This window comes from Streptomyces sp. NPDC017676, assembly GCF_044329325.1.
Lineage (GTDB): Bacteria > Actinomycetota > Actinomycetes > Streptomycetales > Streptomycetaceae > Streptomyces.
This window is the reverse complement of sequence record NZ_JBIRJA010000007.1, coordinates 371,584-392,890: the sequence shown is the minus strand read 5'-3', so window position 1 is coordinate 392,890 and position 21,307 is coordinate 371,584. Positions and strand designations below refer to the sequence as shown.

General features: G+C 73.9%; 17 protein-coding genes and 1 riboswitch. Of the genes, 11 read left to right on the top strand and 6 right to left on the bottom strand.

All coding sequences use genetic code 11. The features are described 5' to 3' along the window. Positions 1–117: 117 nt before the first annotated feature. From ACH4LD_RS18055 to ACH4LD_RS18045, 3 genes are all read right to left on the bottom strand, one after another. Entirely contained in the window at positions 118–339 is a 222-nt protein-coding gene (locus ACH4LD_RS18055) for a helix-turn-helix domain-containing protein (protein ID WP_004002281.1), read from the bottom strand. A 335-nt stretch (positions 340–674) separates the two neighbouring features. After that, positions 675–2,273 carry an ABC-F family ATP-binding cassette domain-containing protein gene (locus ACH4LD_RS18050; protein ID WP_059264000.1) on the bottom strand — a complete coding sequence of 533 codons (1,599 nt, stop codon included), beginning with the start codon at positions 2,271–2,273 and terminating at the stop codon, positions 675–677. Positions 2,274–2,366: 93 nt separating this feature from the next. Further along, complete coding sequence (locus ACH4LD_RS18045; RefSeq protein ID WP_398057032.1) at positions 2,367–3,059, bottom strand: hypothetical protein; 693 nt, start codon at positions 3,057–3,059, stop codon at positions 2,367–2,369. Positions 3,060–3,310: 251 nt separating this feature from the next. Here ACH4LD_RS18045 and ACH4LD_RS18040 point away from each other — a divergent pair, with 251 nt between their 5' ends. Then, positions 3,311–3,727: a VOC family protein gene (locus ACH4LD_RS18040; RefSeq protein ID WP_207928270.1), complete on the top strand. Its 417-nt coding sequence runs from the start codon at positions 3,311–3,313 to the stop codon at positions 3,725–3,727. A 36-nt stretch (positions 3,728–3,763) separates the two neighbouring features. Here ACH4LD_RS18040 and ACH4LD_RS18035 read toward each other — a convergent pair whose 3' ends face one another. The 3 genes from ACH4LD_RS18035 to ACH4LD_RS18025 form a co-directional block, all read right to left on the bottom strand. Continuing rightward, positions 3,764–5,182 (bottom strand): hypothetical protein, encoded by a 1,419-nt coding sequence (locus ACH4LD_RS18035; protein ID WP_398057031.1) that lies wholly within the window; start codon positions 5,180–5,182, stop codon positions 3,764–3,766. 216 nt (positions 5,183–5,398) lie between these two features. Continuing rightward, positions 5,399–6,526: an alpha/beta hydrolase gene (locus tag ACH4LD_RS18030; RefSeq protein WP_398057030.1), complete on the bottom strand. Its 1,128-nt coding sequence runs from the start codon at positions 6,524–6,526 to the stop codon at positions 5,399–5,401. A 133-nt stretch (positions 6,527–6,659) separates the two neighbouring features. Beyond that, entirely contained in the window at positions 6,660–7,403 is a 744-nt protein-coding gene (locus ACH4LD_RS18025; protein ID WP_398057029.1) for a class II aldolase/adducin family protein, read from the bottom strand. A gap of 179 nt (positions 7,404–7,582) precedes the next feature. Here ACH4LD_RS18025 and ACH4LD_RS18020 point away from each other — a divergent pair, with 179 nt between their 5' ends. The 10 genes from ACH4LD_RS18020 to cobI all read left to right on the top strand — a co-directional run bounded on the left by ACH4LD_RS18020 (position 7,583) and on the right by cobI (position 21,296). Next, entirely contained in the window at positions 7,583–8,419 is an 837-nt protein-coding gene (locus ACH4LD_RS18020) for a lysozyme (RefSeq protein ID WP_398057028.1), read from the top strand. A 143-nt stretch (positions 8,420–8,562) separates the two neighbouring features. Next, positions 8,563–9,816, top strand: coding sequence for an inorganic phosphate transporter (locus ACH4LD_RS18015; RefSeq protein WP_132784099.1), 1,254 nt, complete (start codon positions 8,563–8,565; stop codon positions 9,814–9,816). Positions 9,817–9,850: 34 nt separating this feature from the next. After that, the gene (locus ACH4LD_RS18010; RefSeq protein ID WP_014671911.1) at positions 9,851–10,078 is read left to right on the top strand and encodes a hypothetical protein; all 228 of its coding nucleotides are present in this window, start codon (positions 9,851–9,853) and stop codon (positions 10,076–10,078) included. A gap of 156 nt (positions 10,079–10,234) precedes the next feature. Beyond that, a riboswitch (cobalamin riboswitch) is annotated at positions 10,235–10,375 on the top strand. Positions 10,376–10,478: 103 nt separating this feature from the next. Continuing rightward, positions 10,479–11,423, top strand: coding sequence for a cobalamin biosynthesis protein (locus ACH4LD_RS18005; RefSeq protein WP_398057027.1), 945 nt, complete (start codon positions 10,479–10,481; stop codon positions 11,421–11,423). Beyond that, positions 11,420–12,928, top strand: coding sequence for a cobyric acid synthase (locus tag ACH4LD_RS18000; RefSeq protein ID WP_398057026.1), 1,509 nt, complete (start codon positions 11,420–11,422; stop codon positions 12,926–12,928). The genes ACH4LD_RS18005 and ACH4LD_RS18000 overlap by 4 nt, the downstream gene beginning before the upstream one ends. After that, complete coding sequence (cobN, locus tag ACH4LD_RS17995) at positions 12,925–16,575, top strand: cobaltochelatase subunit CobN (RefSeq protein ID WP_398057025.1); 3,651 nt, start codon at positions 12,925–12,927, stop codon at positions 16,573–16,575. Before ACH4LD_RS18000 ends, cobN begins: the two co-directional genes overlap by 4 nt. Further along, entirely contained in the window at positions 16,572–18,578 is a 2,007-nt protein-coding gene (locus ACH4LD_RS17990) for a putative cobaltochelatase (protein WP_398057024.1), read from the top strand. Before cobN ends, ACH4LD_RS17990 begins: the two co-directional genes overlap by 4 nt. Then, positions 18,578–19,177 carry a cob(I)yrinic acid a,c-diamide adenosyltransferase gene (gene cobO, locus ACH4LD_RS17985; protein WP_398057023.1) on the top strand — a complete coding sequence of 200 codons (600 nt, stop codon included), beginning with the start codon at positions 18,578–18,580 and terminating at the stop codon, positions 19,175–19,177. The genes ACH4LD_RS17990 and cobO overlap by 1 nt, the downstream gene beginning before the upstream one ends. Continuing rightward, positions 19,171–20,550: a cobyrinate a,c-diamide synthase gene (locus tag ACH4LD_RS17980; protein ID WP_398057022.1), complete on the top strand. Its 1,380-nt coding sequence runs from the start codon at positions 19,171–19,173 to the stop codon at positions 20,548–20,550. Before cobO ends, ACH4LD_RS17980 begins: the two co-directional genes overlap by 7 nt. Further along, positions 20,547–21,296 carry a precorrin-2 C(20)-methyltransferase gene (cobI, locus tag ACH4LD_RS17975; protein ID WP_398057021.1) on the top strand — a complete coding sequence of 250 codons (750 nt, stop codon included), beginning with the start codon at positions 20,547–20,549 and terminating at the stop codon, positions 21,294–21,296. Before ACH4LD_RS17980 ends, cobI begins: the two co-directional genes overlap by 4 nt. The last annotated feature ends 11 nt before the right edge of the window (positions 21,297–21,307 follow it).

Here is a 21,307-nt window from a genome sequence, read left to right as displayed (position 1 = left end):
GGGGCGCCTCCGATGGGTGCGGTCAGCAGAGCGAAGCTAAGTGACTGCACAGTAACCACCCGGCCGGTCGGTCTGCCGACCGGGTGGCCACCATCGAAGCCGATGGGCCGCCCGGAGTCAGGACGAAGCGGCCTTCTTGCCCCGGGTCGCTCCGCCACGCCCACGGAGCGTGACGCCCGACTCGCTGAGCATCCGGTGCACGAAGCCATACGAGCGGCCGGTCTCCTCGGCCAGCGCCCGGATGCTCGCACCGGAGTCGTACTTCTTCTTCAGGTCTGCCGCGAGCTTGTCGCGCGCGGCGCCGGTCACCCGGCTGCCCTTCTTCAGAGTCTCGGCCACCCGTGCCTCCTCATGGGAAGTGCGCTCTGGTCTCCTCATGATCACCCCTCTTGGGCGTGATGGCCACCCATTCGGCAAGGTCCGTGAGACATCGTTGTGACGACAGGAGTCGATCCCCACAAGGGGAACAAGGGATTCCATGAGGTGCGGACCATAGGGCCGTCCGGGTGGATTCGTGAAGTGCCAGGTCAGGAACGCGCGGCGGCCGATCCCCCGACAGCTGGGGGATCGGCCGGAAAATACGTGTACGACACACCCCGGTACGAGGAGATCTCACACAGATGATGGATCACCGATGGGCCGAATGATCCATAGGCAGTGGATCAGGCTTTCGGTCAGGCCAAGGTGACGAGATCCGCGTAGTCGGAGCCCCACAGGTCCTCGACGCCGTCCGGGAGCAGGATGATCCGCTCCGGCTGGAGCGCCTCGACGGCGCCCTCGTCGTGGGTGACGAGGACGACGGCGCCCTTGTAGGTGCGCAGGGCGCCGAGGATCTCCTCGCGGCTGGCCGGGTCCAGGTTGTTGGTCGGCTCGTCCAGGAGCAGCACGTTGGCCGAGGAGACGACGAGCGTGGCGAGGGCGAGCCGGGTCTTCTCGCCGCCGGAGAGGACACCGGCCGGCTTGTCGACGTCGTCGCCGGAGAACAGGAAGGAGCCGAGCACCTTGCGGACCTCGACCAGGTCCATGTCTGGGGCGGCCGAGCGCATGTTCTCCAGGACCGTGCGGTCGGCGTCCAGGGTCTCGTGCTCCTGCGCGTAGTAGCCGAGCTTGAGCCCGTGACCGGGGACGACCCTGCCGGTGTCCGGGGTCTCCACGCCCGCGAGCAGCCGCAGCAGGGTGGTCTTGCCGGCGCCGTTGAGGCCCAGGATGACCACCCGGGACCCCTTGTCGATGGCCAGGTCGACGTCGGTGAAGATCTCCAGCGAGCCGTACGACTTCGACAGGCCCTCGGCCATCAGCGGGGTCTTGCCGCAGGGCGCGGGCTCCGGGAAGCGGAGCTTGGCGACCTTGTCGGACATCCGGACGTCCTCCAGGCCGGAGAGCAGCTTCTCGGCGCGGCGGGCCATGTTCTGCGCGGCGACCGTCTTGGTGGCCTTGGCGCGCATCTTGTCGGCCTGGGCGTTGAGCGCCGCGGCCTTCTTCTCGGCGTTGGCGCGCTCGCGCCTGCGGCGCTTCTCGTCGGCCTCGCGCTGCTGCTGGTACAGCTTCCAGCCCATGTTGTAGATGTCGATCACGGACCGGTTCGCGTCCAGGTAGAACACCTTGTTGACGACCGTCTCGACCAGGTCGACGTCGTGGGAGATCACGATGAAGCCGCCGCGGTAGGTCTTCAGGTAGTCCCGCAGCCAGATGATCGAGTCCGCGTCGAGGTGGTTGGTCGGCTCGTCCAGGAGCAGGGTGTCCGCGTCGGAGAACAGGATGCGGGCCAGTTCGATACGGCGGCGCTGGCCACCGGAGAGCGTGTGCAGCGGCTGGCCGAGCACCCGGTCGGGCAGGTTCAGGGCGGCGGCGATCGTGGCGGCCTCGGCCTCGGCGGCGTACCCGCCCTTGGTGAGGAACTCCGTCTCCTGGCGCTCGTACTGCTTCAGGGCCTTCTCGCGGGTGGACCCCTTGCCGTTGGCGATGCGCTCCTCGTTCTCGCGCATCTTGCGGATCAGTACGTCGAGTCCGCGCGCGGAGAGGATGCGGTCGCGGGCGAGGACGTCCAGGTCGCCGGTGCGGGGGTCCTGCGGGAGGTAGCCGACCTCGCCGGAGCGGGTGATCGTGCCGCCGGCGGGGATGCCTTCGCCGGCCAGGCACTTGGTGAGTGTGGTCTTGCCTGCGCCGTTGCGGCCGACGAGGCCGATGCGGTCGCCCTTGGCGACACGGAAGGTGGCGTTCTCGATGAGGACGCGCGCACCGGCGCGCAGCTCGATACCGGAGGCGGAGATCACGGACAGACTCCAGGGCGTACAGGGGTTGGCGGGTGGGCGGCTGAGGACGTTCCCGCCGTCTAATGCGCGAGGAGAATGGCCATGGGGGAAAGTCTAACGGGGCCGTGCAAGCGGTTTTCCGCATCCGGGCGTCCGGGGTGCGGGGCTCGGGAGGTCGTTGCCCAGCGGGGTGCGGTCGGGCGCGATCCGGCCCAGGTCGTCCAGGGCCACGAGCTGGCCGGTCCAGGCGGCGTTCGCGCACGGCTGGGCGAGGAGCAGGGCCGTGCCCCGGCGTACGGCGCCCTCGGGGCGGAAGGCGCAGCCGGTCCGGGCGGGCAGCACCCAGCGCAGGTCGCCGTCGGCGGTGCGGTAGGCGGTGACGCGGCGGGGGGTGACGACGGCGAGGATGCCGCGGCCGAGGGAGCGCAGCACACCGGTACCGCCCTGGGCCGGGAGCCACTCGGCCGCGTCGGGCAGGGCCCGGTGCCAGCGGACGGACCGGCCGTCGGTGTCGGTGAGCAGACCGTCGTCCCAGAGCGCGATCACCTCCCCGCGCGCGTGGACCACGTCGACGGGACGGTGCCCCGCGCGCGCGTACCGCCACCGGAGCGCACCCGTACGGCTGTCGTGGCCGGCCACGGCACCGTCCCGCACCCGCGCCGCCCAGGCCCCGGCGTCCGGCCCGGCGGACAGGAGCCGGTCGCCGTAGGGAACCGGGCGGAGCTGCCGGGCCGTGCCGAGGAGGCCGAGGGTGACGGCGGCCAGCAGGAGGGCGACGGTGAGACGGCCCACGGGTGGAAGTGCCACCTCGCCCCCTTTGGGTACCACCGTCCCGGATCAGCCGCCGAGCCTAGTCACCGCCGGCCGGGTCGGCGAGGTGACCGGGCGGGCCGGGGCGGGAAGTCCCCCCGTTCGGCGGGGCGGGATCACGCGAGCGCCCGCCGCCGCACCCGGCCGGCGCGGCGGCGCGCTGCGGCCCGTCGCGCCGGGGCGTTGTCAGTGGCGGCTGCGAGACTCGCAGGAGCACGGCGGAACCGGTGCGCGAAGGAGTGATCGGCATGGCAGGCACGGGTGGCGGCACACGGCCGGGCATCTGTCCCACGCTGCTGTACGCGGACGCCAGGGCGGCGATCCGGCAGCTCACGGAGGCCCTCGGCTTCACCGAGCTGTCGGTGTACGAGACGGAGGACGGCAAGGTGATGCACGCCGAGCTGGTCCAGGGCAACGGCGCGGTGATGATCGGCTCCAAGGGGCGCGGTGGCCTCTTCGACGCGGCGATGCAGGACGCGGGACCCGCCGGGGTGTACGTCGTGGTGGACGACGTGGACGCCCACCACCAGCGGGCCGTGGAGCACGGGGTGGAGATCCTGATGCCCCCGACGGACCAGGACTACGGCTCGCGGGACTACATGGCCAGGGACGCCGAGGGGAACGTCTGGAGCTTCGGGACGTACGCCCCCGAGATCGGCGTCTGAGCCACTCCCCCGCCGCACCCCTGCTCGGACTGCGCCTCAGCCCCCGGTGTGCACCTGGAACGCCGCCCGGCGGACGGCCTTGGCCAGGGCCGGGTCGGGGTGGGCGGCGGCGAGCGCGACCAGGACCTGCACGGTGCGCGGGTGGCCGACGGCGCGGACCTCGTCGAGCAGCTGGGGGACGGTGGGCTGCACCGCGGACTCCAGGTGCCGGACCAGCATCGGCGCCTCGCCGTGGTCGGCGACGGCGGCGGCGGTGTCCACCCACAGCCAGGTGGCCTCGTCCCGGGTGAGCACCTCGTGGGCGTCCTCCGGGTCGACCCCGTCGTGCTCGGCCAGCCACAGCAGGGCGTACGGCCGCAGGGCCGGCTCGTCCACGACGGACCGCACGTCGGGCTCGGCGGGGGCGCCGACGACGCGCAGCGCCTCGAAGGCCAGGCCGCGCAGCAGGGCGTCGTCGCCGCGGGCGGCGGCGATCAGCTCGGTGACGGCGCTGCCGACGGGGCGGGCGGCGAGCCAGGCGCGGTACTCGGCGCGGGCCGCGTTGGGCCGGAGCTGGGCGCAGCCGCGCAGCATGTCCTCGGCGGACTGCTCGATGTTGCCGGCGGGGCTCTGCGCGGCCACGCAGATCTGCTCCAGCTTGACCCAGACCGCCCAGTTGCCGAGCGGGGTGAGGGTGGCCTGGCCGTCGCCGTAGGTGAGGGCGCCGACGGAGGCCAGGGCCCGCAGCGCCCAGTCGAGCAGGGGGGCGAGCGGGGCGTCCGCGGCGGGGGCGGGGTCCGCCGGGTCCGGGGCTCCGGCGGGCTGTCCGGTGCCGGGCTCGTAGGCGACCTCGCAGCGTTCGGTGCGCAGTTCCGTGACCCGCTGCTGGAGCAGGTCGAGCAGCTGCTCGACGGGGACCGGTCCGGCGGACAGCTGGAGGAAGGAGAGCACCTGGGGCATGGCCGAGACGACCTCGGCGACGGCGGCCGGCTCGTGCCCGTCGGGTTCGGGGCAGGCGAGCGACCAGGCGTCGAACAGGGCGACCCAGCCGCGCAGCACGGCGCTGTCGTCGCGGTCCCAGGCGCGCAGTCGCCAGCCGGGGCGCGCGCTGTCGCCGTGCACCTCGACGAGTCCGGCGAGGCGGGCGGTGTCCCAGTCGGCGCGGATCTGAGCGACGCTCAGGCCGAGGTCGGCGGCGGCGCGTTCGGCGGTGGCGTCGGAGAGGGTGGCCTTGCCGTCGGCGGTGGCACCGGCGCGGCCGGGGCCGAGTGCGGCGTCGGCCCAGCGGGCGACGCGGACCGCGCCGGCCAGACCGGCGCGGGCCATTCCGGCCAGTTCGGCCGGGGCGGGGGTGCCCTCCGGCGGCCGGGGTGCGGGGCGGCGTGGGCGCCGCTGGTTCACAGCTCTGGGGGCGGCGGCCAGGGGTCGCGGTCGGACGAGTCGGAGCCTGGAGTCGCGCGGGATACGGGACGTCACGGGTGCAGTCTTCCGGTTGACGGTCCGAAAACCCAAACGGAATGTCACGGCGGGCGACGGGGCTGGCCAACGCACCGCGTGCGGAAAGGGCCGGGGAGGCAGGATCAGGCCAGTCGTACACCCTTAAACGGAATGTTTCGCGCCGGTGACGGCGGGGCCGGGCGCCCGGGTGTCACGTCGGCCCGGAAGCCCGCGGAGTCACAGCGGCCCCTCGCGTCACATCAGTGGGGTCAGGAACCGTCGCAGCCGCTCCTCGTACTCCTCCGGGTCCGCGTTCCACATCGCCGCGTGCGGGGCGTGCGCGACGGTGTGCAGGGCGACCAGGTCGGCGCGGCGCCGGGCGAGCCCTCGGGAGGATTCCCAGGGGGCGACCCGGTCGTCCGGGCCGTGGATGATCAGGGTGGGGACCCGGAGCCGGTCGGGGTCGGCGGTCTCGGCCACCCGGTCGGCGCGCAGTCCGGCCCGGCCCTGCGCGGCCCGCACGGCGAGCGGCAGCAGCGGTGGCGGGGTGTGGCGGGCCCTGGCCAGGGCCCGCAGGGTGGCCTCCCAGCTCAGCACCGGCGAGTCCAGGACGAGTCCGGCGATGCGGTCGCGGACCGCGGAGTGCTCGGCGGCGCGCAGGGCCATGGTGGCGCCGGTGGACCAGCCGAACAGGACGACCCGGCGGGCGCCGTGGCGGACGGCGTGGCGGATCGCCGCGTCGACGTCCCGCCACTCGGTGTCGCCGAGGTGGTTCAGGCCGTCCGGCGGGCGCGGGGCGCCGAGGTCGCCGCGGTAGGCGAGGGCGAGGACGGGCAGCCGGCGGCCGTGCAGGAAGCCCATCACGTTCATGGCGTGTTCCCGGGTGGCGCCGAGGCCGTGCACGGCGATGACCCAGGTGTCCCGCTGGCCGGGCACGAACCAGGCGGGCAGGGCGCCCAGCTCGCCGGGCACGTCCACGTCGGCGTGGTCCAGGCCGAGGGCGGTGCCGGGGTTGCCGACGTACAGGTTCGGGGTGAGCCATACCGCGTCGCCGGGGGCGAAGGTGCCGTGGGTGACGCGTTCCAGACGTCGTACGACCGTGTCGGCGGTGTGCTGGGCCGCCTCAAGGACGGGGCCGACGACCGCGTGGGTGCCGTCGCCCGCGAGGCCGTAGGTGCCGGGGCGCAGGGCCGCCAGGTCGCGGGTGAGCGTGATCTGGCCGGCGGCCGTGCCGTGCACGGTGAGGCGGGGCTCGGTGGGCAGCGGCCGGCCCGCCGGGGCCTTCAGCGCGGCGTCGCTGGCGAGCCTGCCTGCGGCGACGGACGCCATCCCGGCGGCCAGGACCGCGCCGAGCCCGGCGACGGTGGCTTTGACGGTGCGCACGGCTCCAGTGTCGGCGGGGCCGCGGCCACCGGCCAGCGGAGGGGCGGACCGTCGGGGTGCGGGCGGGTGCGGCACCACCGGGCGCGTGGGTCGTGGCTGGGCGCCGTTGCGGCGCGTCGAGGACAGCAAGGGGTCACCTCCGTTGGCCGTATCCCTTCAAGCGTTCCCCGACCTCGGTCAGTTGTGCCTCCGTCAGCAGGGACGGGGTCAGACCCGGCACGCAGGACGCCGTGAGCCACAGGCGGCACATCCACTCCAGTTGGGCGGTGCGGTCGTAGGCCTGGTCGAGGGTGGCGCCGTAGGTGATCGTGCCGTGGTTCCGCAGGAGGCAGCCGGAGCGGCCGGCGAGGGCCCGGAGCATGTTCTCGGCCAGTTCGGCGGTGCCGTAGGTGGCGTAGGGGGCGACGCGGACGGGGCCGCCCAGGGCCACGGTCATGTAGTGGACCGGCGGCAGCTCGGGCACGAGCGTGGAGACCGCGGTCGCGTGCACGGCGTGGGTGTGGACGACGGCGCGGGCGTCGGTGGTGCGGTAGACGGCGAGGTGCATGGGCAGCTCGCTGGTCGGCACGAGCGTGCCGACCACCTGGCGTCCTGTGAGGTCGACGCCGGTGATGTCGTCCGGGGTGAGCCGGTCGTAGGGGACTCCCGAGGGGGTGACCAGGACGAGGTCCCCGACGCGGGCGGAGACGTTGCCGGAGGTGCCGACCACCAGTCCGTCGGCGACGGTCCGGCGTGCCGTCGCGACCAGTTCCGCCCAGAGCCGCGCCTCGTCCGGACGCGCGTCCCCTCGCCGCACGTCCCGTTGCCCGCTGTCCCGTCGCACGTCCTGCCGTCCGCCCTGGTGCCCGTCGTCCGTGTTCCGCAGCGCTTCAGCCATGCCGCGATCCTGCCAGCCGGACCGGCGCGGAGCGGCCGGGCCGGTCGGTGCTGTGCGGAAACGATACGGCCGAACGGGCGGATCTCACGCAGAAACGCCATAAAACGTCACAGACGGGGTGATCAGCGGGCCTTCAATGATCCCTCTTGCCGACTGGACGTCCACCCCGGGGGAGCCGCATGGCCCGTGAACGCACCCTTGTCCGCCGCCGCGCCGGTGTCCTCACGGCGGCCACGGCGGTCCTCGCCCTCGCGACCGCCACGACCGCGTCCGCCGGACCACTGGGGCCGGCCGGCGGGCCGGACACGGCAGCGCCCCCGGCCCCGGGCGCGCTGCCGCTGCTGCCGGGGCTGACGGCGCTGCCGCTCCTGACCGGCACCCCGCCCAGGGGCCATGACGTGTCGTCCCACCAGCGCCGGGTCGACTGGGCCGCCGCCCGGGCGAAGGGCGCGCGGTTCGTCTACGTGAAGGCGACCGAGTCGACGGGCTACCGCAACCCCTACTTCTCCGGGCAGTACTCCGGCGCCCGCGAGGCGGGACTGATCCGGGGCGCGTACCACTTCGCCCGGCCGGACCGGTCCTCCGGCGCCGCGCAGGCCGCGTACTTCGTGCGGCACGGCGGCGACTGGCGGGCGGACGGCTGGACGCTGCCGCCCGCGCTGGACATCGAATACAACCCGTACGACGCGAAGCACAAGTGCTACGGGGTCGGCAAGGCCCGGATGGTCCGCTGGATCCGGTCGTTCAGCGACGAGATCAAGAAGAGGACCGGCCGCCGTCCCGTGATCTACACCACCACCCAGTGGTGGAAGCTGTGCACCGGGAACAGTCACGCCTTCTCCTCCTCGCACGCCCTGTGGATCGCCCGCCACGGCACCTCACGGCCGGGCGCGCTGCCGGGCGGCTGGCGGTACTGGACGTTCTGGCAGCACGCCGCCAAGGGCAGGCTGCCGGGTGACCAGAATCTCTTCAACGGCTCCCTGAGCCGGCTGCGGATCTTCGCGCGCGGCCGGTAGCCAAGGCACGCTTGGGCCGACGACAGGAAGCGGAACCTCACACGCGCGTTACGGACACCCTCACGCCCGCCTCAGTTCATCTTCCGTTCACCCAGGTTGCCTACGTTCGTCCAGCCAATGACCTCGAACGATTGCCTGGGTAAATGGAAAGCTTCTCGCTGATCCTCGCGATTGTGGTGGTAACCGCTCTCGCGTTCGATTTCACGAACGGTTTCCACGACACCGCGAACGCGATGGCCACCACCATCTCCACAGGCGCCCTGAAGCCGAAGATCGCGGTCGCCATGTCCGCCGTCCTCAACCTTGTGGGCGCCTTCCTCTCCGTGGAGGTCGCGAACACGATCTCCAAGGGTCTCGTCGACGAGACCGGCATCCGTCCCGAGGTCATCTTCGCCGCCCTGGTCGGCGCGATCCTCTGGAACCTGCTGACCTGGCTGGTGGGCCTGCCCTCCAGTTCCTCGCACGCCCTGATGGGCGGCCTGGTCGGCGCCACCGTCGCCTCCGCCGGCTTCGGCGCCGTCCACGGTGACGTCCTGGTCACCAAGGTGCTGCTCCCGGCCGTCGCCGCGCCGATCGTCGCGGGCCTCGCCTCCCTGCTGGCCACCCGGTTCTCCTACGGCGTCGGCGGCACCGCCGACGGCGAGGCCACCCGCAAGGGCTACCGCGCCGGCCAGATCGCCTCCGCCGGCCTGGTCTCCCTCGCGCACGGCACCAACGACGCCCAGAAGACGATGGGCATCATCACCCTCGCGCTCGTCGCGGGCGGCTCCATCGCCCCCGGCTCCAACCCTCCCACCTGGGTGATCCTCTCCGCGGGCATGGCCATCGCGCTCGGCACCTACATCGGCGGCTGGCGCATCATCCGCACCATGGGCACGGGTCTGACCGACCTGGAGCCGCGCCAGGGCTTCGCCGCCCAGACCAGCGCCGCGACCGCCATCCTGGCCTCCTCCCACCTCGGCTTCTCCCTCTCCACCACGCACGTCGTCTCCGGCTCGGTGATGGGCGCGGGCCTCGGCCGCAAGGGCGGCGTCGTCCGCTGGTCCACCGCGACCCGCATGTTCGTCGCCTGGGCGCTGACCCTCCCGGCCGCCGCGCTGGTCGGCGCGGGCGCCGAGTCCGTCACCGACCTCGGTGACTGGGGCACCGCCGTCGTCGCCGTCTTCCTGGTCGCCGCGAGCGCCGCCATCTGGAAGATCTCCCGCCGCGAGGTCGTCGACCACACCAACGTGGTCGAGGAGACCGGCGAACCGGCCGGTGTGGTCACCGCCGCCATCGCCGCCGTGACCCCGCCCCCGGCGGGCCTGGTCACCGAGGACCTGACGGCCACCATCCCCGCCCCGGCCACCGAACCCTCCCCCGCCGCCCCGGCCGCCCCGCCGGCCGCCGCGGTCTGACCCCGCGCACACGGTTACTGAAGGAAGCATCCCCATGAAGATCGACTGGGCGGCCCTCGGCTCCGTCTTCGGCGTCAGCCTCGCGTTCACGGTGGGCCTGGTGGTCCTGTTCACCCTCGGCATCAACGGCCTGTCGCGCCGCGAGAAGGCGGCGGCGCAGGGCGGGTCCGCGGCGCTGGCGGTCACCGGCGCGTACGTGTGCTTCGCGGCCTGCGCGGCGGCGGTGGCGTACGGGATCTACCTGATCGTCGTCAAGCCCTGACGGTCCGGAACCCCACATCGGCCCCGCCGGTCCACCGCTCCAGCGGAACCGGCGGGGCCTACGCATGTCCACCGGCCGACTCCCGGCTTCCGTCCGGCGGACCGGCGATGTGGGCCTCAGCACAGTCCGGCGTCCCAGGTCAAAGGCAAGTTGACGGCCGTTCCGGGCGCGTGGTGGACTGCCCAGGCCATGTACGGCGGCAAGAGAGGAAGCCGGTGCGAATCCGGCGCGGTCCCGCCACTGTCACCGGGGAAGAACCCCGGGAGCCAGGAACTCTCACCGCCGATTTCACGTCGAACCAGGGCGCGGACACCCTGAGTGAGGACACATATCGCCATGCTCGGCTGCCGATCGAGGACCCGCACCAGGACCGTTCCTGTCCCCACGGCCGGCTGAGCCGATGGGTGCCGATCGCGCATACGCGTACGGCGCCGCCGCCGGCGTCCTCGGTGACCTGCTCCTCGGCGATCCGCGCCGCGGGCATCCGGTCGCCGTGTTCGGCCGGGCGGCCTGGGCCGTGGAACGCGCCCTGTGGCACGACCACCGTGGCTGGGGCGCCCTGCACACCGCCGTGTGCGCCGGTGGAGCCGTTGCCCTCGGCGCGCTGACCGCACGCGCCGTACGCCCCTGCCGTACCGCTTCCGCCGCGCTGACCGCCGCCGCCACCTGGGCCGTCGTCGGCGGCACCTCGCTCGCCCGGGAGGCCCGCGCCATCGGGCGTGCCCTTGAGGCCGCGGACGTCGAGGCCGCCCGGGACCGGCTGCCGCACCTGTGCGGCCGGGACCCGCAGGCGCTGGACGCCGACGGCATCGCCCGGGCCGTGGTCGAGTCGGTCGCCGAGAACACCTCCGACGCCGTGGTCGGCGCGCTCGTCTGGGGCGCCGTGGCCGGGGTCCCGGGGCTGCTCGGGTTCCGGGCGGTCAACACCCTGGACGCGATGGTGGGTCACAAGTCGCCCCGCCACCGGCGCTACGGCTGGGCCTCCGCCCGCCTGGACGACATCGCCGGCTGGCCGGGGGCCCGGCTGACCGCCGTACTCGCCGCCGTGGCCGGACCCGATCCGCGCGGCGCCGTGCGCGCCTGGCGGGCGGACGCACACAGGCATCCGAGCCCCAACGCCGGGCCCGTGGAGGCCTCCTTCGCGGGCGCCCTCGGCGTGCGCCTGGGCGGCACGCTCTCCTACGGCGGCCGGGTCGAACACCGCCCGGTGCTGAACGGCGCCACCGGACGGCCGGTCCGCGTCACCGACATCGACCGGGCCGTACGGCTCTCGCGCCGCGTCGGCCTGCTCGCGCTCGGCACCACGCTGGCCGCGCGCGCCCTGATGAAAGGACGTGGGAAGTGAACGGTGGTCTCCTCGTCGCCGGCACCACCTCCGACGCGGGCAAGAGCGTCGTGACGGCCGGCATCTGCCGCTGGCTGGTGCGCCAGGGCGTGAAGGTCGCGCCGTTCAAGGCGCAGAACATGTCCCTGAACTCGTTCGTCACGCGCGAGGGCGCGGAGATCGGCCGGGCGCAGGCCATGCAGGCCCAGGCCTGCCGGGTCGAGCCGACCGCGCTGATGAACCCGGTGCTGCTCAAGCCCGGCGGCGAACAGAGCAGCCAGGTGGTGCTGCTGGGCAAGCCGGTGGGCGAGCTCAGCGCGCGCGGGTACCACGGCGGGCGCCAGCAGCGCCTGCTGGGCACGGTGCTGGACTGCCTCGCTCAGTTGCGGGGCACGTATGACGCGGTGATCTGTGAGGGGGCGGGGAGCCCGGCCGAGATCAACCTGCGGCGGACCGACATCGTCAACATGGGGATCGCGCGGAACGCGCGGCTGCCCGTGCTCGTCGTCGGCGACATCGACCGCGGGGGCGTGTTCGCCTCCTTCTTCGGCACCGTCGCCCTGCTCTCACCGGAGGACCAGGAGCTGGTCGCCGGGTTCCTCGTGAACAAGTTCCGGGGCGATGTCGGCCTGCTGGAGCCGGGGCTGGACATGCTCCGGGACCTCACCGGGCGGCGGACGTACGGCGTGCTGCCCTTCCGGCACGGGCTCGGCATCGACGAGGAGGACGGGCTGAGGGTGTCCCTGCGGGGCACGGTCCGGGAGTCCGCCGTGACGCCCCCGGTCGGCGAGGACGTGCTGCGGGTCGCCGTGTGCGCGGTCCCGCTGATGTCCAACTTCACCGACGTGGACGCGCTGGCCGCCGAACCGGGCGTGGTCGTGCGGTTCGTGGACCGGCCGGAGGAGCTCGCGGACGCCGATCTCGTGGTCGTCCCGGGCACGCGCGGGACCGTACGGGCGCTGGAGTGGCTGCGGGAGCGGGGGCTGGCGGACGCGCTCGTCCGCCGGGCCGCCGAGGGACGGCCCGTCCTCGGCGTCTGCGGCGGCTTCCAGATCCTCGGCGAGCACATCGAGGACGACGTCGAGAGCCGGCGCGGTCATGTCGACGGGCTCGGTGTCCTGCCCGTCCGGGTGCGGTTCGCCCGCGAGAAGACCCTCACCCGGCCCAGCGGCGAAGCCCTCGGCGAGCGGGTCGACGGCTACGAGATCCACCACGGCGTGGCCACCGTCGAGGGCGGCGAACCCTTCCTCGACGGCTGCCGGGTGGGCCAGACCTGGGGCACCCACTGGCACGGCTCGCTGGAGTCGGACGGCTTCCGGCGGGCCTTCCTGCGCGAGGTGGCCGCCGCCGCGGGCCGCCGCTTCGTGCCCGCGCCGGACACCTCCTTCGCCGCGCTGCGCGAGGAGCAGCTCGACCGGCTCGGCGACCTGATCGAACAGCACGCGGACACGGACGCGCTGTGGCGGCTCATCGAGTCGGGCGCGCCGCAAGGACTGCCTTTCATTCCACCGGGAGCGCCCGCATGAGCACAGTGTTGTTGTTGTCGACCGCCGACACGGACCTGCTGGCCGCCCGGGCGTCCGGCGCCGGCTACCGCATCGGCAATCCGACCCGCGTCGACGTCGCCGGGGAGCTGCCGGGCCTGATCGAGGGCGCGGACCTCGCCGTCGTACGGCTGCTGGGCGGCAAGCGGGCCTGGGAGGACGGGCTGGCCGCGCTGAAGGCGTCCGGCGTCCCGACCGTGCTGCTGGGCGGCGAGGCCGTGCCGGACGCCGAGCTGATGGCGGAGTCGTCGGTGCCGGCCGGTGTGGTCGCGGAGGCGCTGAAGTACCTCGTCGAGGGCGGTCCCGCGAACCTGCTGGAGCTGTCCCGGTTCCTGTCGGACACCGTGCTGCTGACCGGCGAGGGCTTCGAGGAGCCGCGCCGGATGCCGGAGTTCGGCGTGCACGGCGCGTACGAGGTCCGGGAGGGCCGGCCGACCGTGGGCGTGCTCTTCTACCGGGCGCACGAACTGAGCGGCAACACCGCCTTCGTGGACACCCTGTGCGAGGCGATCGAGGCCCGCGGAGCCAACGCCCTCCCGGTGTACTGCGGTTCGCTGCGCGGCGCGGACCCCGCCCTGTTCGAACTGCTGGGGCGGGCCGACGCGCTCGTGGCCACCGTGCTCGCGGCCGGCGGGACGCACGCCTCCCAGGCGTCGGCGGGCGGTGACGAGGAGTCCTGGGACGTCGGCGCGCTCGCCGAGCTGGACATCCCCGTGCTGCAGGGGCTCTGCCTCACCTCCTCGCGGGCCGCGTGGGAGGAGTCCGACGCGGCCCTGTCCCCCATGGACGCGGCGATGCAGGTCGCGATCCCGGAGTTCGACGGCCGGCTGATCACCGTGCCGTTCTCCTTCAAGGAGCAGGGCCCCGACGAGGTGCCGGTGTACGTCGCCGACCCCGAGCGGGCCGCCCGCGTGGCCGGGATCGCCCTCAGGCACGCCCGGCTGAAGCACAAGCCGAACGCGGAGAAGAGGATCGCGCTGGTCTTCACCGCGTACCCGACCAAGCACTCCCGGGTCGGCAACGCGGTCGGGCTGGACACGCCGGCGTCGGCGGTCCGGGTGCTGGACGCGCTGCGGGACGCCGGGTACGGGGTCACCGGCTACCCCTCGGGCGGCGACGAGCTGATCCACCGGCTGATCGAGGCCGGCGGGCACGACGTGGAGTGGCTGACCGAGGAGCAGTTGGCGGCGGCGCCCGCGCGGGTGCCGCTCGCGGACTACCGGGCGTGGTTCGAGAAGCTGGACCCCGGGCTGCGGGACGCGATGACCGAGGCGTGGGGCGAGCCGCCGGGCAGCCTCTACGTGGACGGCGACGACATCGTCCTCGCCTCGCTGCGGTTCGGGAACGTCGTGGTGATGATCCAGCCGCCGCGTGGCTTCGGTGAGAACCCGATCGCGATCTACCACGACCCGGACATGCCGCCGTCGCACCACTACATGGCGGCGTACCGGTGGCTCGACAACTCGTTCGGCGCCGACGCGATCGTGCACATGGGCAAGCACGGCACGATGGAGTGGCTGCCGGGCAAGGGGCTCGGCCTGAGCGCCGGGTGCGCTCCGGACGCCGTCCTCGGCGACCTGCCGCTGGTCTACCCGTTCATCGTCAACGACCCCGGCGAGGGCACCCAGGCCAAGCGGCGCGGGCACGCCACGGTGGTCGACCACCTGGTGCCGCCGATGGCCCGCGCGGACACCTACGGCGACCTGGCCAAGCTGGAGCAGCTCCTCGACGAGTACGCGCTCGTCTCCGACCTGGACCCGGCGAAGGCCCCGGCCGTCCGCGCCCAGATCTGGACGCTGGTCAAGGCGGCGGAGCTGCACCACGACCTGCACGTGGACGAGCAGCCGGACGACGACGCGTTCGACGAGTTCGTCATGCACATCGACGGCTACCTGTGCGAGATCAAGGACGTGCAGATCCGCGACGGCCTGCACATCCTCGGCGGCGGCCCGGTCGGCGAACCGCGCGTGAACCTCGTGCTGGCCGTGCTGCGCGCCTCCCAGGTGTGGGGCGGCCGGGCGAACGCGCTGCCCGGTCTGCGGGCCGCGCTGGCGGCGCACTTCGGCCTGGTGGAGAAGGAGCTGCTGGCCGAGCCGGGCGCCCCGGTGAAGGTGCCGGTGGAGCTGACGGACCTGGTCGACGGGCCGTCCCGGACCGCCGCCGACACCATCGACCTGCTGGAGCAGCTGTGCCGGCGGATCGCGGAGGGCATGGAGGCGCGGGCGTGGGACCGTACGGTCGTCCCCGCCGTCCTGCGGGGCGTGCTCGGCACCGAGCTCCCCGACGCGGTCGCCGTGCTGGAGTTCGCGTGCGACGAGGTCGTCCCCCGGCTGGCGCGGACCACCGACGAGATCGGGCACATCCTGCGGGCCCTGGACGGCGGTTACGTCCCGGCGGGCCCGTCGGGCTCCCCGACCCGGGGCCTGGTCAACGTCCTGCCGACGGGCCGCAACTTCTACTCGGTCGACCCCAAGGCGATCCCGTCCCGGCTGAGCTGGGAGGTCGGGCAGTCGCTGGCGGACTCGCTGGTGCAGCGGTACCTCCAGGACACCGGCGCGTACCCGAAGTCGGTGGGCCTCACGGTGTGGGGCACGTCCGCGATGCGCACCCAGGGCGACGACATCGCCGAGATCCTGGCCCTGCTGGGCTGCCGCCCGGTGTGGGACGACGCCTCGCGCCGGGTGACCGGCTTCGAGGTGGTCCCGCTCGCGGAGCTGGGGCGTCCGCGCATCGACGTCACGGTCCGCATCTCCGGGTTCTTCCGGGACGCTTTCCCGCACGTCGTCGGGCTGATCGACGACGCGGTGCGGGCGGTGGCGGAGCTGCCGGAGCCGGCCGGCTCCAACTACGTGCGGGCGCACGTGGAGGAGGACGCGGCCGAGCACGGCGACCGGCGCCGGGCCACGGCCCGGATCTTCGGCTCGAAGCCGGGGGCCTACGGCGCCGGTCTGCTGCCGCTGATCGACGCGCGGAACTGGCGCAGCGACGCCGACCTGGCCGAGGTGTACGCCGTCTGGGGCGGCTACGCCTACGGGCGCGGGCTCGACGGGCGGGCGGCGCGCGGGGACATGGAGACGGCGTTCCGGCGGATCGCGGTGGCGGCGAAGAACGTCGACACCCGTGAGCACGACCTGGTCGACGCGGACGACTACTTCCAGTACCACGGCGGCATGGTCGCCATGGTCCGGCACCTGACGGGCGCCAACCCCGAGGCGTACGTGGGCGATTCGGCCGTACCGGATCAGGTGCGGACCCGCACGCTGGGCGAGGAGACGCACCGCGTGTTCCGGGCGCGCGTGGTCAACCCGCGCTGGATGGCAGCGATGCGCCGGCACGGCTACAAGGGCGCCTTCGAGATGGCGGCGACCGTGGACTACCTCTTCGGCTACGACGCGACGGCGGGCGTGGTCGACGACTGGATGTACGAGAAGCTCAGCGCCGAGTACGTCTTCGACCCGGAGAACCGGGACTTCATGAAGAAGTCCAACCCGTGGGCGCTGCGCGGGATCACCGAACGGCTGCTGGAGGCGGCGGACCGGGGCCTGTGGGCCGAGCCGGACGCGGACACGCTGGAGCGGCTGCGCGCCACCTATCTGGAGCTGGAAGGCGACTTGGAGGGCGACCAGTGACCACCCCGTTCCCCTTTACGGCCGTCGTCGGCCAGGACGACCTGCGGCTCGCGCTGCTGCTGAACGCCGTGTCGCCGGCGGTCGGCGGTGTACTGGTGCGCGGCGAGAAGGGCACCGCGAAGTCCACGGCGGTCCGGGCGCTGTCGGCGCTGCTGCCGGAGGTGCCCGTCGTCCCCGGGTGCCGGTTCTCATGTGATCCGGCCTCCCCCGACCCCGGCTGCCCGGACGGGCCGCACGAGCCCGGCAAGGGCGTCGAGCGCCCCGCGCGGATGGTCGAGCTGCCCGTCGGCGCCTCCGAGGACCGGCTCGTCGGCGCCCTCGACATCGAGCGGGCGCTGGCCGAGGGCGTGAAGGCCTTCGAGCCGGGCCTGCTGGCCGACGCGCACCGGGGCATCCTCTACGTCGACGAGGTGAACCTGCTCCACGACCACCTGGTCGACCTGCTGCTGGACGCGGCGGCGATGGGTGCCTCGTACGTGGAGCGCGAGGGCGTGTCCGTACGGCACGCGGCGCGGTTCCTGCTCGTCGGCACCATGAACCCCGAAGAGGGCGAGCTGCGCCCGCAGTTGCTTGACCGGTTCGGGCTGACCGTGGAGGTGGCCGCCTCCCGGGAGCCGGAGCAGCGGGTGGAGGTCGTCCGGCGCCGGCTGGCGTACGACGACGATCCGGCCGGCTTCGCCGCGCGCTGGGCCGGTGAGGAGGCCGCCGTGCGGCAGCGGATCGTGGCGGCGCGGGAGTTGCTGCCGCAAGTGCGCCTCGGCGACGGGGCGCTGCGGCAGATCGCGGCGACCTGCGCGGCCTTCGAGGTGGACGGCATGCGCGCCGACATCGTGATGGCCCGTACGGCGACCGCGCTGGCCGCGTGGGCCGGGCGGACCGATGTGCTCGCGGAGGACGTGCGGCAGGCCGCGTTGCTGGCGCTGCCCCACCGCAGGCGGCGGAACCCGTTCGACGCGCCGGGCCTGGACGAGGAGAAGCTGGACGAGACGCTGGAGCAGTTCTCCGGCGACGACGGGGACGGCGACGACGACCCCGACGGCCCCGGCGGTCCGGGCGGGGGCGGCGGACAGCCGGCGCCCGACGGCGGTCCGCAGGACGACGGCGGCGGCGCCGCGCGCCCCGAGGCCGGTGAGGGCGGGCAGCCGCAGCCGTCCGGCGGGCAGGAGCAGTCGGCCGTACGGGCCGCCGAACCCTTCCGTGCCAAGGCGCTGACCGTCCCCGGCGTCGGCGAGGGTGCCGCCGGGCGGCGGTCGCGGGCGCGGACCGAGCACGGGCGGACCACCGGGGCCCGGCGGCCCCGGGGGGCGCTGACCAAGCTGCACCTGGCGGCGACCGTCCAGGCCGCCGCGCCGCACCAGCGGGCGCGGGGCAGGTCCGGGCCGGGGCTGGTCGTGCGGCGGGACGATCTGCGGCAGGCGGTCCGTGAGGGGCGCGAGGGGAACCTGGTGCTGTTCGTGGTGGACGCCTCGGGGTCGATGGCGGCGCGGCAGCGGATGAGCGCCGTGAAGGGAGCCGTGCTGTCGCTGCTGCTGGACGCCTACCAGCGGCGGGACAAGGTGGGGCTCGTCACCTTCCGGGGGTCGGCGGCCGAGGTCGCGCTGCCGCCGACGTCCTCCGTCGACGCCGCCGCCGCGCGGCTGGAGTCGCTGCCGACCGGGGGGCGTACGCCGCTCGCCGCCGGGCTGCTGAAGGCGCACGAGGTGCTGCGGGTGGAGCGGCTGCGGGACCCGGCGCGCCGGGCGCTGGTGGTCGTGGTGACCGACGGCCGGGCCACCGGCGGCCCCGAGCCGGTGGCGCTGGCCGGGCGGGCCGCGCGGCTGTTCGCGGCCGAGCAGGTCGCCTCGGTGGTCGTGGACTGCGAGTCGGGGCCGGTGCGGCTCGGGCTCGCCGGTCAGCTGGCCGGTGAGCTGGGCGGTACGGCCGTCACGCTGGACGAGCTGCGGGCCGACTCGATCGCCGGGCTGGTCAGGGATGTGCAGGGGACGTCGAGGAGGGCCGCGTAATGCCGCAGGGACAGCCGAGTGTCGTACCGGACGACGGACTGACGACCCGTCAGCGCCGGAACCGTCCGCTGGTCGTCGTGCACACGGGCGTCGGCAAGGGCAAGTCCACCGCCGCGTTCGGGCTCGCGCTGCGCGCCTGGAACCAGGGGTGGCCCATCGGGGTGTTCCAGTTCGTCAAGTCCGCGAAGTGGAAGGTCGGCGAGGAGAACGCGCTCCGGGTGCTCGGCGCCTCCGGCGAGGGCGGGACCGTCGACTGGCACAAGATGGGCGAGGGCTGGTCGTGGGTCCAGCGCGACGCGCAGATGGACAACGAGGAGAAGGCCCGCGAGGGCTGGGCGCAGGTCAAGCGGGACCTGGCCGCCGAGACGTACCGGCTGTACGTGCTCGACGAGTTCGCGTACCCCATGCACTGGGGCTGGGTCGACACCGACGAGGTCATCGACGTGCTGCGCGGCCGTCCCGGCACCCAGCACGTGGTGATCACCGGGCGGAACGCCCCTGAGAAGCTGGTGGACCTCGCCGACCTCGTCACCGACATGTCCAAGGTCAAGCACCCCATGGACGTGGGGCAGAAGGGCCAGAAGGGCATCGAGTGGTGACGTCCGTCCCCCGGCTGGTCATCGCCGCGCCCTCCTCGGGCAGCGGCAAGACCACCGTCGCCACGGGGCTGATGGCCGCGTTCGCCGCGCGGGGGCTCGCCGTGTCCCCGCACAAGGTCGGGCCGGACTACATCGACCCCGGGTACCACGCTCTCGCGACCGGGCGGGTGGGGCGCAACCTGGACGCGTACCTGTGCGGGCCGGAGCTGGTCGCTCCGCTGTTCCTGCACGGGGCGCGGGGGTGCGACCTCGCCGTGGTCGAAGGCGTGATGGGGTTGTACGACGGGGCCGCCGGCGAGGGTGAGCTGGCGTCCACCGCGCACGTCGCCAAGCTGCTGCGGGCGCCGGTGGTGCTCGTCGTGGACGCCTCGTCGCAGTCGCGGTCGGTGGCGGCGCTGGTGCACGGGTTCGCGTCCTGGGACCCGGAGGTGCGGGTCGGGGGCGTGATCCTGAACAAGGTGGCCTCGGACCGGCACGAGTCGCTCCTGCGGGAGGCGCTGGAATCGTCGGGTGTGCCGGTCCTGGGTGCCTTGCGGCGGGTCGCTCAGGTGGACACGCCCTCTCGGCATCTCGGGTTGGTGCCGGTCGCCGAGCGGCAGGCTGCGGCGGTGGACGCCGTCCAGGCCATGGCCGCGCAGGTGGCTCAGGGGTGCGACCTGGCCGCGTTGGAGGGGCTTGCCCGGAGTGCCGGTGCCCTCCCAGGGGGCTCCGCCCCCTGGACCCCCGAGCTGCCCACCCACGACCACCCGTCTCGGTCGGCCGACAGGCGCGGGCCCGTGGTCGCCGTCGCCGGCGGGGCCGCCTTCACCTTCTCCTACGCCGAGCACACCGAACTGCTCACCGCGGCCGGTGCCGACGTCGTCGCCTTCGACCCGCTGCGGGACGAGCGGCTGCCCGAGGGAACGGCCGGGCTGGTCGTCGGAGGCGGGTTCCCCGAGGTGTACGCCGCCGAGCTGTCCGCGAACGAGCCCCTGCGCAAGGCCGTTGCCGAACTGGCCCTCTCCGGTGCCCCCGTGGCCGCCGAATGCGCCGGGCTGCTCTACCTCTGCCGGGAGCTGGACGGGCAGCCCATGTGCGGCGTGCTCGACGCCACCGCGCGGATGACCGAGCGGCTGACCCTCGGCTACCGGGACGCCGTGGCCGTCGGCGACAGCGCGCTGGCGCCGGCCGGGACGCGGATGCGGGGCCACGAGTTCCACCGCACCGTCGTCGAGCCGGGCGCCGGTGCCGCTCCCGCCTGGGGCGTACGGGCCCCGGTCCGGCGGGTCGAAGGTTTCGTGCAGCAGGGCGTGCACGCGAGTTATCTGCACACGCACTGGGCGTCCGAGCCCGGTGTCGCCCGTCGGTTCGTGGAGAGGTGCCGGACGTCATGAGCAGCAGGCTGGTCGGGGTCGGGGTCGGTCCCGGTGATCCGGAGCTGGTGACCGTGAAGGGGGTCAACGCCCTGCGGGCCGCCGATGTCGTCGTCGTACCCGTCATGGCCGCGGCCGACGGAGAGGACGGCGGGGAGCCCGGGCGGGCCGAGGCGACCGTGTTGCACTACGTGCCTCGGGAGAAGGTCGTCCGGGTGGTGTTCGCGCTGAACGAGCGGACCGACCGGGCCCGGCGCGAGGCGGCCTGGGACGCGGCCGGGCAGCGGGTCGCCGAGCTGCTCGGAGCGCACGGGTCGGTCGCGTTCGCCACCATCGGCGACCCGAACGTGTACTCGACGTTCACCTATCTCGCGCAGACCATCGCGGAGCTGGTGCCGGGTATCGTCGTGGAGACCGTGCCCGGTATCACCGCCATGCAGGATCTCGCGGCGCGGTCCGGGGCCGTGCTGACCGAGGGCACCGAGCCGCTGACCCTCGTGCCGGTGACGGCCGGGTCGGCGGTGCTGAAGGAGGCGCTGGCCGGGCCGGGGACGGTCGTGGCGTACAAGTTCGGGCGGCAGGCCGCCGAGGTCGCGGAGGCGCTGCGGGAGACCGGGCGGCTCGGGGGCGCGGTGTGGGGCTCGGCGCTGGGGCTGCCGGAGGAGTCGGTGCGGCCGGCCGCCGAGCTGGACGGGGCGCCACTGCCGTACCTGTCGACGCTGATCGCGCCGCCACGCAGGGACGGCGGCCGGGGCGGGAAGCTGTGACCCGGTCCGGG

Excerpts from the sequence above, each read along its gene's own strand:
- ACH4LD_RS18040 (WP_207928270.1), top strand. The coding sequence starts at position 3,311 with ATGGCAGGCACGGGTGGCGGCACACGGCCGGGCATCTGTCCCACGCTG.
- ACH4LD_RS18025 (WP_398057029.1), bottom strand. The coding sequence starts at position 7,403 with ATGGCTGAAGCGCTGCGGAACACGGACGACGGGCACCAGGGCGGACGG.
- ACH4LD_RS18020 (WP_398057028.1), top strand. The coding sequence starts at position 7,583 with ATGGCCCGTGAACGCACCCTTGTCCGCCGCCGCGCCGGTGTCCTCACG.
- ACH4LD_RS18015 (WP_132784099.1), top strand. The coding sequence starts at position 8,563 with ATGGAAAGCTTCTCGCTGATCCTCGCGATTGTGGTGGTAACCGCTCTC.
- ACH4LD_RS18010 (WP_014671911.1), top strand. The coding sequence starts at position 9,851 with ATGAAGATCGACTGGGCGGCCCTCGGCTCCGTCTTCGGCGTCAGCCTC.
- ACH4LD_RS18005 (WP_398057027.1), top strand. The coding sequence starts at position 10,479 with ATGGGTGCCGATCGCGCATACGCGTACGGCGCCGCCGCCGGCGTCCTC.
- cobN (WP_398057025.1), top strand. The coding sequence starts at position 12,925 with ATGAGCACAGTGTTGTTGTTGTCGACCGCCGACACGGACCTGCTGGCC.
- cobO (WP_398057023.1), top strand. The coding sequence starts at position 18,578 with ATGCCGCAGGGACAGCCGAGTGTCGTACCGGACGACGGACTGACGACC.
- cobI (WP_398057021.1), top strand. The coding sequence starts at position 20,547 with ATGAGCAGCAGGCTGGTCGGGGTCGGGGTCGGTCCCGGTGATCCGGAG.